The sequence below is a fragment of the Streptomyces sp. NBC_01481 genome (assembly GCF_026339995.1).
Taxonomy (GTDB): Bacteria; Actinomycetota; Actinomycetes; order Streptomycetales; family Streptomycetaceae; genus Streptomyces.
Map to the genome: position 1 here is coordinate 293,527 of NZ_JAPEPT010000002.1, position 12,964 is coordinate 306,490.

General features: G+C 69.3%; 11 protein-coding genes. 2 read left to right on the forward strand and 9 right to left on the reverse strand.

What is annotated here, in order from left to right; all coding sequences use genetic code 11:
• Positions 1-145 precede the first annotated feature (145 nt).
• The 3 genes from OOK40_RS11810 to OOK40_RS11820 all read right to left on the reverse strand — a co-directional run bounded on the left by OOK40_RS11810 (position 146) and on the right by OOK40_RS11820 (position 3,540).
• On the reverse strand, positions 146-592 hold the full coding sequence (locus OOK40_RS11810; RefSeq protein ID WP_266479717.1) for a nuclear transport factor 2 family protein: 447 nt from the start codon (positions 590-592) through the stop codon (positions 146-148).
• Positions 589-1,446 (reverse strand): dihydropteroate synthase, encoded by an 858-nt coding sequence (gene folP / locus OOK40_RS11815; RefSeq protein WP_266479719.1) that lies wholly within the window; start codon positions 1,444-1,446, stop codon positions 589-591. Before folP ends, OOK40_RS11810 begins: the two co-directional genes overlap by 4 nt.
• A 261-nt stretch (positions 1,447-1,707) precedes the next feature.
• Entirely contained in the window at positions 1,708-3,540 is a 1,833-nt protein-coding gene (locus OOK40_RS11820) for a phosphatidylglycerol lysyltransferase domain-containing protein (RefSeq protein ID WP_266479721.1), read from the reverse strand.
• Between the two features lie 147 nt (positions 3,541-3,687).
• Here OOK40_RS11820 and OOK40_RS11825 point away from each other — a divergent pair, with 147 nt between their 5' ends.
• The gene (locus tag OOK40_RS11825; protein ID WP_266479723.1) at positions 3,688-4,800 is read left to right on the forward strand and encodes an esterase family protein; all 1,113 of its coding nucleotides are present in this window, start codon (positions 3,688-3,690) and stop codon (positions 4,798-4,800) included.
• Between the two features lie 55 nt (positions 4,801-4,855).
• On the opposite strand, the gene folE is transcribed toward OOK40_RS11825, so the two are convergent.
• The 6 genes from folE to dacB all read right to left on the reverse strand — a co-directional run bounded on the left by folE (position 4,856) and on the right by dacB (position 12,223).
• Positions 4,856-5,461: a GTP cyclohydrolase I FolE gene (folE, locus tag OOK40_RS11830; RefSeq protein WP_266479725.1), complete on the reverse strand. Its 606-nt coding sequence runs from the start codon at positions 5,459-5,461 to the stop codon at positions 4,856-4,858.
• 130 nt (positions 5,462-5,591) lie between these two features.
• Complete coding sequence (ftsH, locus tag OOK40_RS11835) at positions 5,592-7,613, reverse strand: ATP-dependent zinc metalloprotease FtsH (protein ID WP_266479727.1); 2,022 nt, start codon at positions 7,611-7,613, stop codon at positions 5,592-5,594.
• Between the two features lie 161 nt (positions 7,614-7,774).
• Positions 7,775-8,314, reverse strand: a complete 540-nt coding sequence (gene hpt, locus OOK40_RS11840; RefSeq protein ID WP_142215096.1) for a hypoxanthine phosphoribosyltransferase — start codon at positions 8,312-8,314, stop codon at positions 7,775-7,777.
• A 38-nt stretch (positions 8,315-8,352) separates the two neighbouring features.
• Complete coding sequence (gene tilS, locus OOK40_RS11845) at positions 8,353-9,420, reverse strand: tRNA lysidine(34) synthetase TilS (protein WP_266479729.1); 1,068 nt, start codon at positions 9,418-9,420, stop codon at positions 8,353-8,355.
• 189 nt (positions 9,421-9,609) lie between these two features.
• Entirely contained in the window at positions 9,610-10,752 is a 1,143-nt protein-coding gene (locus tag OOK40_RS11850) for a zinc-dependent metalloprotease (RefSeq protein ID WP_266479731.1), read from the reverse strand.
• A 67-nt stretch (positions 10,753-10,819) separates the two neighbouring features.
• The gene (gene dacB, locus OOK40_RS11855; RefSeq protein WP_266479733.1) at positions 10,820-12,223 is read right to left on the reverse strand and encodes a D-alanyl-D-alanine carboxypeptidase/D-alanyl-D-alanine-endopeptidase; all 1,404 of its coding nucleotides are present in this window, start codon (positions 12,221-12,223) and stop codon (positions 10,820-10,822) included.
• An 86-nt stretch (positions 12,224-12,309) separates the two neighbouring features.
• On the opposite strand from dacB, the gene OOK40_RS11860 reads away from it, so the two are divergent.
• The gene (locus tag OOK40_RS11860) at positions 12,310-12,804 is read left to right on the forward strand and encodes an inorganic diphosphatase (protein WP_108151010.1); all 495 of its coding nucleotides are present in this window, start codon (positions 12,310-12,312) and stop codon (positions 12,802-12,804) included.
• The last annotated feature ends 160 nt before the right edge of the window (positions 12,805-12,964 follow it).

The window sequence follows — 12,964 nt, forward strand, 5'->3', positions numbered from 1 at the left end:
GGGCGGCACGGTATCCACAATCGAATCTACCTGCGGGCACCGACAGTGCCCGCCAACGGGGGCTGTGGACGGGCACCCCGCGAGGCTGGTAGCCGCCCCTACCCGGAGGGCCGGATTTCCAATCCCCGAAGGCCCGCCTACCCACTTATGAGGGGGTTTCGTCGTCCTCTTCGTCGTCGCTTTCCGCCAGAACGGGTGATCCGTGATGTGACCAGATCTTCCAACCGTCCGATGTGCGGCGAAACACATTGGTGGCGACGACGAGCTGGCCGACGAGGGGGCCGAGTTCGCCGCTCTCCTCGGCGGGACCGCCGCTGAGGATGTTCTCCGTACAGGTCACCAGGGCGGTGTCGCCGGCGAGGCTGACCTTCACGTCCGTGAGGAAGAACTGGATGTACTCGGTGTTCGCCATGATCAGGGCGTACGAACGGAGCACCTCGCCGCGGCCGGTGAGGACCGGCCAGCCGGGGTGGATGCACGAGATGCCCTCGTCCAGCCAGAGGCTGGAGAGCTCCTCGAAGTCACCGCGCTCCATCGTCTCGTAGAACGTGGTGTTGGCCTCTTCCACCAGCTCCACGTCAGTACGGCTCACCGGGCACCCTCGACGGCGCGGGCGACGCGGACGGCGTCCGCCGTGGCGCGCACCTCGTGCACGCGTACGGCCCACGCGCCCTCGTGGGCCGCGATGGCGGACACGGCGGCGGTCGCGGCGTCCCGCTCGCGGGCCGGTGGCGGGGCGCCCTCCTTCGTCAGTACGTGGCCGAGGAAACGCTTGCGGGAGGCGGCGACGAGGAGGGGGCGGCCGAGCGCGCGGAGCTCGTCGAGGTGGGCGACGAGGGCGAGGTCGTGCTCTGCCTGCTTGGCGAAGCCGAGGCCGGGGTCGATGACGATGCGCTCGGGCGCGATGCCGCCCTCGACGACGGCGTCCATGCGGGCGCGCAGTTCGGTGACGACTTCGGCGACGACGTCGGTGTAGACGGCGCGGGCGTTCATGTCCTGGCTGAAGCCGCGCCAGTGCATGACCACGAAGGGGACGCCGGAGGCGGCGACGGCGGGGACCATGCGGGGGTCGGCGAGGCCGCCGCTGACGTCGTTGACGAGTACGGCGCCGGCGGCGACGGCCCGTTCGGCGACGGAGGCGCGCATGGTGTCGACGGAGACCGTGACACCCTCGGCGGCAAGGCCGCGTACGACGGGAATGACGCGGCGCAGCTCCTCGTCCTCGTCGACGCGACTGGCACCGGGCCTGGTGGACTCGCCACCGACGTCGACGAGGTCGGCGCCCTCGGCGACGAGGTCCAGGCCGCGCTTGACCGCGGCGGTGGTGTCGAACCAGCGACCGCCGTCGGAGAAGGAGTCGGGCGTCACATTGACGACCCCCATGACCGCACAGCGATCCCACTCCGGCAGGCCGCTGGCCGTGCCCCGTCCGCGCAACGTACTCATACGCCCAGCCTAGGCCCGTGGGGCGGGCCGAACGTCACGCCGGTGGCGCACGACGTTTTTCCCCCACCCGCGCGCCCTATGAATACGGGGCTGCCGGGCACCCGCGCGCACCCGAAGCCGGGCCCCGCGCGAAGCGGCGGCTACGCGGCGAAAGCGGGCGCCTGGGCCCGGCCCCCGGTCACAGGGCTGGGCTCAGGCGCCCCCACACGAACCCCGCCGTCCCGGGCGGCGGGCGGGGCGGCAGGGCCGGCCTTCACGGCATTACGCCGCCTGAACCTCGCGTTCCGGCTGGTGGACCGTCATGTGCGCGCACGGGCGGGGCTGGCGCGGCGGGCGGCGGCGCGGGAAGAGGCGCGGGAGTGCGACATTGACGAAGCCCTCCGCCTGCATCGCCGCGAAACCTATCCGCGGCAGGTCGCGGGTGTTGCGGAAGACCACAAAGCGCGGCTCCCAGCGCGGCTGGAACTTCGCGTTGAACTTGTACAGCGACTCGATCTGGAACCAGCGGGAGAGGAACACCAGAAGTCCGCGCCACATCCGCAGCACCGGGCCCGCGCCGATCTTCTCGCCTCGTGCCAGCGCCGAGCGGAACATCGCGAAGTTCAGCGAGACCCGCTCGATCTTCAGCTCGGGCGAGGCCTGCAGGGCGGCCACGATCAGGAGTTCGTTCATGCCCGGGTCGGCCGAGCGGTCGCGGCGCATGAGTTCCAGGGACATGCCGTCCGGCCCCCACGGGACGAAGTGGATGATCGCCTTCAGGTCGCCGTAGGGAGAATCGGGGTCGTCCTTGTGCGCCGTCGCGATCACCGCGTCGCCGTCGGCCGGGTCGCCTATCCGGCCCAGGGCCATGGAGAAGCCCCGCTCCGTGTCGGTGCCCCGCCAGTCCGCCGCGGCCAGTCGGATGGCCTCCAGCTCCTCGTCGGACAGATCACGGGCGCGCCGTACGCGCGTGGTGTACCCATTGCGTTCGATGCGCTTCACCATCTGGCGTACGTTGCGCATCGCGCGCCCGGTGAGCGAGAAATCCGCGACGTCCACCACCGCCTCGTCGCCGAGCTCCAGCGCGTCCAGTCCGGTTTCCCGGGTCCAGACCTCACCACCGGTCTCCGAGCAGCCCATCACCGCCGGGGTCCAGGAGTGCGCCTTCGCCTCGTCCATGAATCGTTCGATCGCGCCCGGCCACGCCTCGACGTCGCCGATCGGGTCGCCGCTGGCGAGCATCACGCCGGAGACCACGCGGTAGGTGACCGCGGCCTTGCCGCTCGGCGAGAAGACGACCGCTTTGTCGCGGCGCAGCGCGAAGTGCCCGAGCGAGTCCCGCCCGCCGTGCCGGGTCAGCAGATCGCGCAGCCGGCGCTCGTCGTCCTCGGTGAGGCGCGCCGCCGGGTGCTCGGGGCGGAAGGCGAGATAGATCGTGGTGACGGCGGTCAGCAGGCCGAGCGCACCGAGGGAGTAACCGACCGTCCAGGACACCCCGTCGGCATAGTCGACGGGACCCTCGAAGCCGAACAGCCCGTACAGGACATGTTCCAGGCGGTCCGTCAGGCTGGGGCTGCCGACCTCGTTGTGCGGATGTGCGCTGACGATGACCAGGCCGAGGCCCAGGGAACCGGCGCCCATGAGGATGAAGTTGGCGAGCGCCTTCCAGCGGCTGCGCGGATCGGGCAGCGCGGCGAACTCACTGCGGTGGCGCAGCAGCAGCGTCAGCAGCAGCAGCGAGACCAGCGCGCCGATCACCGAGTGGCGGTAGACGAACTGCCCCACCGCACCGACGGGCAACAGGATCACCGCGGCCCGCCAGGCACGGCGCTTGTGCCGCTTGAGCCCGTGGGCGAGCAGCAGGAGCAGCACGCCGACGCTCAGCGAAAGTGCCGCGGCGAAGGGCCCGGTGGCCCCCGGCAGCACCTCGGCGAGCGAGTGCATACGGCTGTGCCGGAACCGGGGGAAGACCCCGGCGGCAATGTCGATCAGGCCGACGAGTGTGCAGGCCGTGCCGACCAGCGAAGGAACCACTTCCGGTCGGGGGCCGCGCAGAACGCGACGTACCCGATCCGGAACCGATCCTGATTTGTCCCCATCTACCGTTGCAGACATCGCTTCCCGTGACTCCGCGAGAGATCCTGTGTCCGTGCGCCGTAGTTCAGCGGGCTCCGGACGATTTGTGTTCTCTAGGACGGGACTTTCGGGAGGCGGGTTCACTCACTCACAGGAAATTCTCAAGGAAGAAAGCTCACGCGACTCATGGGTCTGACCAGTAACAAAGTTCTGGCCTTGGCCATCCTCGTGGCCGTGGTGCTGTTCGGCGTCACGATCTGGCTCTGGCCGCGGCTCGCGCGGCGCAGCTGGCGAGCCGTGACCGGCAGGATCGGCCTGCTGCTCGCGACCCAGCTGGCACTGTTCGCCGCGGTCGGACTCGCCGCGAACAACTCGTTCCTCTTCTACGGCACCTGGTCCGACCTCTTCGGTCAGGAACAGGACATGGGCGTGGTCGTCGACCACTCGGCCGGCGGCAAGCGGATCAAGGTCGTCGAGAAGAAGAAGCTGGATGTTCCGGGCAGCTCGCGGCCCGCGACGGGTGGTCAGATACAGAAGATCGTCGTGGCGGGCGAGAAATCCCGTATCGACAGCCCTGCGTACGTCTATCTGCCCCCGGAGTACTTTCAGCCGAAATACCAGAAGAGCACCTTCCCGGCAGCCCTTGTGCTGACCGGCTATCCCGGGACGGCCGAGAACCTGCTCAAGGGGCTGAAGTACCCGCGGACGGCCTTCATGCAGGCCAAGGAAGGCCGGATGCAGCCGATGATCCTGGTGATGCTGCGGCCGACCGTCGCGCCGCCGCGGGACACCGAGTGCGTGGACGTACCGGGCGGGCCGCAGACCGAGACCTTCTTCGCCAAGGATCTGCCGAAGGCGATCTCTCAGACGTACCGCGTGGGCACCAAGCCCCGGAACTGGGGTTTCATCGGGAACTCGACCGGCGGCTACTGCGCCCTGAAGATCGCGCTGCACCACCCGGAGCAGTTCGGAGCGTCCGCGGGCCTCTCGGCGTACTACAAGGCGGCCGACGATCCGACGACCGGCGATCTCTTCCACGGCGACAAGAAGGCCAAGAGCCGCGCCAATCTGCTGTGGAGCCTGGACCATCTGCCGCAGGGCAAGTCGTCGTTCCTGGTGACCAGTTCGAAGGCGGGCGAGGGCAACCTCAAGCACACCCTGCAGTTCATCGACAAGGTGAAGGCACCGGCGCGCGTCTCGTCGATCATGCTCGACAGCGGCGGGCACAACTTCAACACCTGGCGGCGCGAGATCCCGCCCGCCCTGGAGTGGCTGAGCAGCCGGCTCAGCGCGTCGTAGACCTCAGCCGAGCGCAAGCGGGCTCGCCGACGCCCCGGACACGACCGGACAGGGCCTAGCGAGCCATGATCAGGCTCATCGCCTCATTGCGCGTCGCGAGGTCGCGCAGCTGGCCCCGCACGGCGGAAGTGATCGTCTTGGCACCCGGCTTGCGGATGCCGCGCATCGACATGCACATGTGCTCGCACTCGATGACGACGATCACTCCGCGCGGCTCCAGTATCTCCATCAACGAGTCGGCGATCTGGGTGGTGAGCCGCTCCTGCACCTGTGGGCGCCGGGCGAAGACGTCGACGAGACGGGCCAGCTTCGACAGTCCGGTGATCTTGCCGTCGGTCGACGGGATGTAGCCGACATGCGCCACACCCCTGAACGGGACCAGGTGATGTTCACAGGTGGAAAAGACTTCGATGTCCTTCACCAGAACCATCTCGTCGTGCCCGAGGTCGAACGTCGTCGTCAGGACCTCTTCCGGCTTCTGCCACAGGCCCGCGAATATCTCCCGGTACGCCCGCGCCACCCGCCCCGGCGTCTCCCGCAGGCCCTCCCGGTCCGGGTCCTCCCCGACCGAGATGAGGAGTTCTCGCACGGCGTTCTCGGCCCGCTTCTCGTCGAACTCGCCGATCGTGCCCTCGCCGTCCAGCGTCACCGGGTCGGTCATCTGTGCCTCGTTCCTCGTGCTCTTGCGGGCGGGCATACGAAAATGCCGCGTCCCCCAGGCTAAAACCTGGGGGACGCGGCATTCATTCCGGGCCCTGTGCGGCGCCGTGCGACCACAGCGCCGGAAGGGATCAGCCCTCCGGACGCTCCTCGGGGACCGCCTCTATGGCCGGGACGGTGTCCGTCGGGGCCGAGCCGTTGGAGCCGACAGCTCCGTTGGTGAGCGCCAGCTCCTTCGGCGAGAGCACCGGCGGCCGCGTCGACGGAGTGCGTCGCGAGGAGCCGGTCCAGGCCGGGCGGGCCGGGCGCTTCACGATCGGCGCGAAGATCTCGGCGATCTGCTCCTTGCCGAGGGTCTCCTTCTCGAGGAGCTGGAGAACCAGGTTGTCGAGTACGTCGCGGTTCTCGACCAGGATCTCCCACGCCTCGTTGTGCGCGGTCTCGATGAGCTTCTTGACCTCTTCGTCGACCAGCGCGGCGACCTCTTCCGAGTAGTCGCGCTGGTGAGCCATCTCACGTCCGAGGAACGGCTCGGTGTTGTCGCCACCGAACTTGATGGCGCCAAGACGCTCGGTCATGCCGTACTGCGTGACCATCGCCCGGGCCGTGGTCGTGGCCTTCTCGATGTCGTTGGCCGCACCCGTGGTCGGGTCGTGGAAGACGAGCTCCTCGGCCGCGCGCCCGCCCAGCATGTATGCCAGCTGGTCGAGCATTTCGTTGCGGGTCGTGGAGTACCTGTCCTCGTCCGGCAGGACCATGGTGTATCCGAGCGCCCGTCCACGGGACAGGATCGTGATCTTGTGAACCGGGTCGGAGTTCGGCGAAGCCGCCGCGACCAGGGCGTGACCGCCCTCGTGGTACGCGGTGATCTTCTTTTCCTTCTCCGACATGATCCGGGTCCGCTTCTGCGGTCCCGCCACGACGCGGTCGATCGCCTCATCCAGGGAGTGGTTGTCGACCAGCTTCTTGTCGCTGCGCGCCGTCAGGAGCGCCGCTTCGTTCAGCACGTTCGACAGGTCCGCACCGGTGAAGCCGGGCGTACGCCGGGCAACCGCGCCCAGGTCGACGTCCGGGGCGACCGGCTTGCCCTTCTGGTGGACCTTGAGGATCTCCAGACGGCCCTGCATGTCCGGGCGGTCGACGGCGATCTGCCGGTCGAAACGGCCCGGGCGCAGCAGCGCCGGGTCGAGAATGTCGGGCCGGTTCGTGGCGGCGATCAGGATGACGCCGCCCTTCACGTCGAAGCCGTCCATCTCGACGAGCAACTGGTTGAGGGTCTGCTCGCGCTCGTCGTGTCCGCCGCCCAGACCCGCACCGCGGTGCCGGCCTACGGCGTCGATCTCGTCGACGAAGACGATCGCCGGGGCGTTCGCCTTGGCCTGCTCGAAGAGATCGCGCACTCGGGACGCACCGACACCGACGAACATCTCGACGAAGTCGGAGCCTGAGATCGAGTAGAAGGGGACACCGGCCTCGCCCGCGACGGCGCGCGCGAGCAGCGTCTTGCCCGTACCGGGCGGGCCGTACAGCAGCACACCCTTCGGGATCTTGGCGCCGACCGCCTGGAACTTGGCCGGCTCCTGCAGGAACTCCTTGATCTCGTAGAGCTCCTCGACCGCCTCGTCGGCCCCCGCCACATCGGCGAAGGTCGTCTTCGGGGTGTCCTTGGTGATCAGCTTGGCCTTGGACTTCCCGAAGTTCATGACTCGGGAGCCGCCGCCCTGCATCTGGTTCATCAGGAAGAGGAAGACCACGACAATCAGGACGAAGGGCAGCAGCGAGAGCAGCACCGAGACGAACGGGCTCTGCTTCGACGGCGAGACGGTGTAACCCTTCTCGATGTCACCGGCCTCGTACTTCGTCTGGAGCTTCTCGGCCAGATCGGCACCCTGGGTGCCGATGTAGCTCGCCTGGATCTTGTCGCTGCCCTTGACCTTCTGGCCGTCCTTCAGATCAACCTTGATGATCTGTTCGTCGCCGGTGGTCAGCTTGACCTGGTCGACCTGGTTCTTGTCGATCGCCTGGACGACCTCGCCGGTGTCCACCGTCTTGTAGCCGCCGGACGAGCCGACGACCTGCATCAACACGACCACGGCGAGGACGGCCAGCACGATCCACATGACCGGCCCACGGAAGTATCGCTTCACGTCCATCCATACGGAGCGGAAATCGCCCCGTCCCTCCTGCCCGTAGGTAAATGCTGCTGTGAGAAAAGACTGTTCTTCGGACGGTACCCCAGCATTGTCACCCGTGGCCGCCTTCCCTTGCTCCAACGGCGGGAGAGGGGCCAGGGTTCCCGTGCTTTCGGGGGCCTTCAGCCGCCGTACACGTGCGGTGCGAGCGTGCCGACAAACGGCAGATTGCGGTACTTCTCGGCGTAATCCAGTCCGTACCCGACGACAAACTCATTGGGAATGTCGAAGCCGATCCACTTCACATCGATGGCGACCTTCGCGGCATCCGGCTTACGCAGCAGTGTGCAGACCTCAAGGGAGGCCGGCTCCCGCGAGCCGAGGTTCGACAGCAGCCACGAAAGCGTGAGGCCGGAGTCGATGATGTCCTCGACGATCAGAACGTGCTTGCCCTTGATGTCGGTGTCCAGGTCCTTGAGGATCCGGACCACGCCCGAGGACTGGGTGCCCGCGCCGTACGAGGACACCGCCATCCAGTCCATCGTGACGGGGGTGGACAGGGCACGCGCCAGGTCCGCCATCACCATCACGGCGCCCTTGAGGACACCGACGAGGAGCAGGTCCTTGCCCGCGTACTCTGCGTCGATCTTCGCGGCCAGCTCGCCCAGCTTCGCGTCGATCTCTTCCTTGGTGATGAGCACCGACTGGAGGTCGGCGCCCATGTCCTTCTCGTTCACCCGGGTCACTTTCGTTTGCTGCGTCAGCCTTGCCGAATGACCAGTCTGCCACCCTGCCGTCGTGCCTCGACGCGGCCGGGCAGATTGATGGCTCCCTGGCCGCGCCAGCCCGTGATCAGCCGGTCGACTTCCTCGACGTGCCGGGCGAAGAGCGAACCGGCGGGCGCTCCCGCCTCGATGACGGCCCGGCGCAGGATCCTGCGGCGCACGGCGGGCGGCAGCGTGTACAGCTTCGCGCACTCCAGGCGGCCCGCGTCGTCCCGTACGGCGGCGTCCGCGTCGGCGGCCCAGGTGTCCAGGGCGTCGGCGTCGTCGCGGGAGAGCTGTGCGGTACGGGCGAGCGCCTCGACGACGCCCTTGCCGAGCGCCTTCTCCAGGGCAGGCAGGCCCTCGTGGCGCAGCCGGGAGCGGGTGTAGGCCGGGTCGGCGTTGTGGGGGTCGTCCCAGACGGGCAGCGACTGGGCCATGCATGCCTTGCGGGCGGTCTGCCGGTCGAGCTGGAGGAAGGGGCGGCGGTAGCGGCCGGCCGCCCCCGAGACGGCCGCCATCCCGGAGAGTGAGCGGGTGCCGGAGCCGCGCGCGAGACCCAGCAGGACGGTTTCGGCCTGGTCGTCGCGGGTGTGGCCGAGCAGGACGGCGGCGGCGCCGTGGCGCTCGGCGGCGTCGTCGAGGGCGGCGTAGCGGGCGTCGCGGGCCGCGGCCTCGGGGCCGCCGTCGCGGCCGACTCGTACGGTGATGGCTTCGACGGGGTCGAGTTGCATCGCGGTGAGCCGGACGGCGACCTCGGCGGCGCGGAGGTCGGAGCCGTCCTGGAGGCCGTGATCGACGGTGATGCCGCCGGCCCGGACGGAGAGTTTGCGGGCCTCGAAGGCGAGGGCGGAGGCGAGGGCCATGGAGTCGGCGCCGCCGGAGCATGCCACCAGGACGAGCGGCTGCTCGTCTGCGGGCGCGTGATGGAAGGAGGAGGCCGAGCGCGCGGGAGCCGCGTGGCCGACGGAGCGCGCGAGCCGGTCGGAGTGTTCGGTGAGTACGTCGTGGAGTACGCGGCGGACCGCCAGGCGTATCGCCGCGACCGCAGGATGGGGACCCATGTCCGGTGCCCTTCGTGAAAAGTTGGGGGGTGCCTCGGTCGGTTGTCGGGACTGGAGGATCAGTCACTCAGAGTGCGTCGATGGTGACAGAACCGAGCCGATACCCGAGCATTGCACGCCTACCCATTGCCTACGGTCCCTCGGATGGGTGATTAGGGGGGCGTCCTTCTGCCGTCGGACGCCGCCCGCTCACGAGTCTGCTTTACGGTGCACCCTCGCGACCCAGTCCGCGGGTTTGGCGATCTCCGCCTTGGTGGGCAGCGTGTTCGGAGACGTCCAGACGCGGTTGAATCCATCCATTCCGACCTCCTCGACGACGGACCGGACAAACCGCTCGCCGTCGCGGTATTGGCGCAGCTTGGCGTCGAGGCCGAGCAGCTTGCGCAGTGCCTGGTCCAGACGGCTCGCGCCGCGGGCCCTGCGCTGCTGGAACTTCTCGCGGATCTCGGCGACGGAGGGCACGACATCGGGTCCGACGCCGTCCATCACAAAGTCGGCATGCCCTTCCAGCAGGGACATCACGGCGGTCAGCCGACTGAGGATCTCGCGCTGCGCGGGCGTCTGGACCAGCTCGACGATGGAGCGGCCGCTCTCGTCCTCCTCGCCCTCGGGGCGGGCGCCGGAGAGCGACTGGGCGGCCTCCCGGAAGCGCTCGAGAACCGTCATCGGGTCCACCTCGGTCTCGCCCAGAAATGACTGGATCTCGCCCTCGAGATGGTCGCGCAGCCAGGGCACGCCGGTGAACTGGGTGCGGTGGGTCTCCTCGTGGAGGCAGACCCAGAGCCTGAAGTCGTGCGGGTCCACTTCGAGTTCACGCTCGACATGGACGATGTTCGGGGCGACCAGGAGCAGGCGGCCGCCGGCGCCCGGGGCGGAGGGGTCGCCCGCGGGCAGTTCACGGGTGGCGGGCGCGAAGGTCTCGTACTGACCGAGGACCCGCGAGGCCAGGAACGACAGGAGCATGCCCAGCTCCACGCCGGTGACCTTGCCGCCGACCGCTCCGAGCATCGCGCTGCCGGCGCTGCCCGAGCGGCGCTCCTGCATCTTGTCCAGCAGCGGCTTCAGCAGTTCGCGGAAGCCCGCGACATTCGCCTGGATCCACCCGGCCCGGTCCACGACGAGGACGGGGGTGTCCTTCGGTTCATGGCCGTCCGGGATCATCCGGGTGAAGCCCCGCACATGTACTTCGGCCGCCTTGGCATGCCGCCGCAGCTCGGCGACGACGGCACGCGCCTCCTCCCGGCTCACGTCGGGTCCGGGCCGCACAAAGCGGGTCGCGGTCGCCACGGCGAGGTTCCAGTCGACCATCTCGGCACCACCGATGCTCGTCATGCGTCAACCGTACGTTGTCGGCTCCGGGAGCGGTCAGGTGTCGGCAACGGCCGGTTCGCCCATTGAGTCACGAGGCCAGCGCGGCCGCCAGCCGGTCCAGAGCGGGCTGGGCGAGCTCCTTGGACGGGGTGTTGGCGGCCATGAAGGCGAAGGCGAGGAGGCGTCCGTCCGGGGCTACGACGGTGCCCGCCAGGGTGTTGACGCCGGTCAGGGTCCCGGTCTTGGCGCGCACCAGGCCGGTGCCGGGCGAGTCCCGGTTGTAGCGGCTCTCCATGGTGCCGTTGAAGCCCGCGACCGGCAGACCCGTCAGGACCGGGCGCAGTTCGGGGTGGGCCGGGTCGGCGGCGCGGGCCAGCAGCGCGGTGAGCAGCCCGGCGCTGAGGCGGTCGTCCCGGTTGAGACCGCTTCCGTCGACGAAGCGGGCGCCGGTCAACGGGAGCTTCAGCTTGGCCAGTTGCCCGGTGACGGCCCGTCCGCCGCCCTCGAAGCTCGGCTCCTCGCCGGTGGCTACGGCGGTCTGGCGGGCCAGTGCTTCGGCGATGTCGTTGTCGCTGTTGGTCAGTGCCCGTTCGACCAGGGCCGACAGGGGTACGGAGAGCACCTTGGCCAGCGGGGCGGACCCGGCGGCGGGACGGCCGGGGGCGGGGGCGGCGGACGTGTCGATGCCGCGCTCCTTCAGCAGCCGCTCGAAGGCACGGGCCGCGTCTCCCGCCGGGTCGGGGCTGCGGTCCACGGGCCCCGTGCTCTTCTCGTCGGACCGCCCCTCGCCCACCATCAGTGCGCTGACGGGGGCGAGGTTCTGGTTGCGGCCGATGGGGTGCCGGAGGGGCCCCTTGTAGAACGAGGTGTCGTACGCGAGCCGGACGGAGACGACTCCGCGATCGCGCAGGGCACGGGCCGTACGGTCGGCGAGCGTCCGCAGTGCTGCCGAGTCGAGGCTCGGGTCTCCGCCGCCGACCAGTGTGAGCTGTCCGGCGTCCTTGGAGGCGAGGACCGTGGTGGGGATGCGGTGGTCGGGGCCGAGGGCGGACAAGGCGGCGACCGAGGTGGCGATCTTGATGGTGGAGGCGGGGGTCATCGGGTCGAAGACCCCTTGTCCGTACAGCTGCTTGCCCGTCGCGAGATCGATGACGCGGGCCGTACGGACCGTCCCGAGCCCGGGGACGCCGAGCAGCGGTGCGAGCACCTGTGCGAGTTCGGCGGGGGCGGCCTTCGCGCTCTTGGCAGTGGCGTTCGAGGGGGCGCCGAGAGCGGCGAGCACACCGGGTGCGCTGGGCGCGGGAGCCGGGTCCTTCCGCTTCGGTGTCCCGTGATGTGCGCCACCCACCGGATTCCGGGCAGCCGCCCACTCCTTCTCGGCCTTACGCTGGCCCGAGTCCCAGGGACCAGCGGCTGCCACCGCCCCGGCGGCGAGGGCGAGGCCGGCCACGGCGGCGCCCGCGGCGAGCTGCCACGTACTGACCTCTGGCACCTCGCACCATCCCCTTTCGCGATCACACACCTGCGTGAGGGACACTTAACCACCAGACGTATGTGTTGATCATGGAGGAGCCACCCGTGGAGTTCGACGTCACCATCGAGATCCCGAAGGGTTCGCGGAACAAGTACGAGGTGGACCACGAGACCGGTCGGATCCGCCTTGACCGTCGACTCTTCACCTCGACCAGCTACCCGGCCGACTACGGCTTCGTCGAGAACACCCTCGGCGAGGACGGCGACCCGCTGGACGCGCTGGTCATCCTTGACGAGCCGACCTTCCCCGGCTGCCTCATCAAGTGCCGCGCGATCGGCATGTTCCGGATGACGGACGAGGCGGGCGGCGACGACAAGCTGCTGTGCGTGCCTGCCTCCGACCCGCGCGTCGAGCACCTGCGCGACATCCACCACGTGTCCGAGTTCGACCGCCTGGAGATCCAGCACTTCTTCGAGGTCTACAAGGACCTGGAGCCCGGCAAGTCCGTCGAGGGTGCGAACTGGGTCGGCCGCACCGAGGCGGAGGCGGAGATCGAGGCCTCCTACAAGCGCCTGGAGGCGCAGGGCGGCGCGCACTGAGCACGTAGCTCTTCGGCATCGAGCTGACGACGGGCGGGGCACCGACGGGTGCTCCGCCCGTCGTGCGTGTGCGACGGCTCGGCGGCTGGCGCAGCGGCGCGAAGCCTGGGAGGCGCCCCGGCGCCGAGCAGTGCGAGCGGCGCGTCAAGAAAGGTGGCGC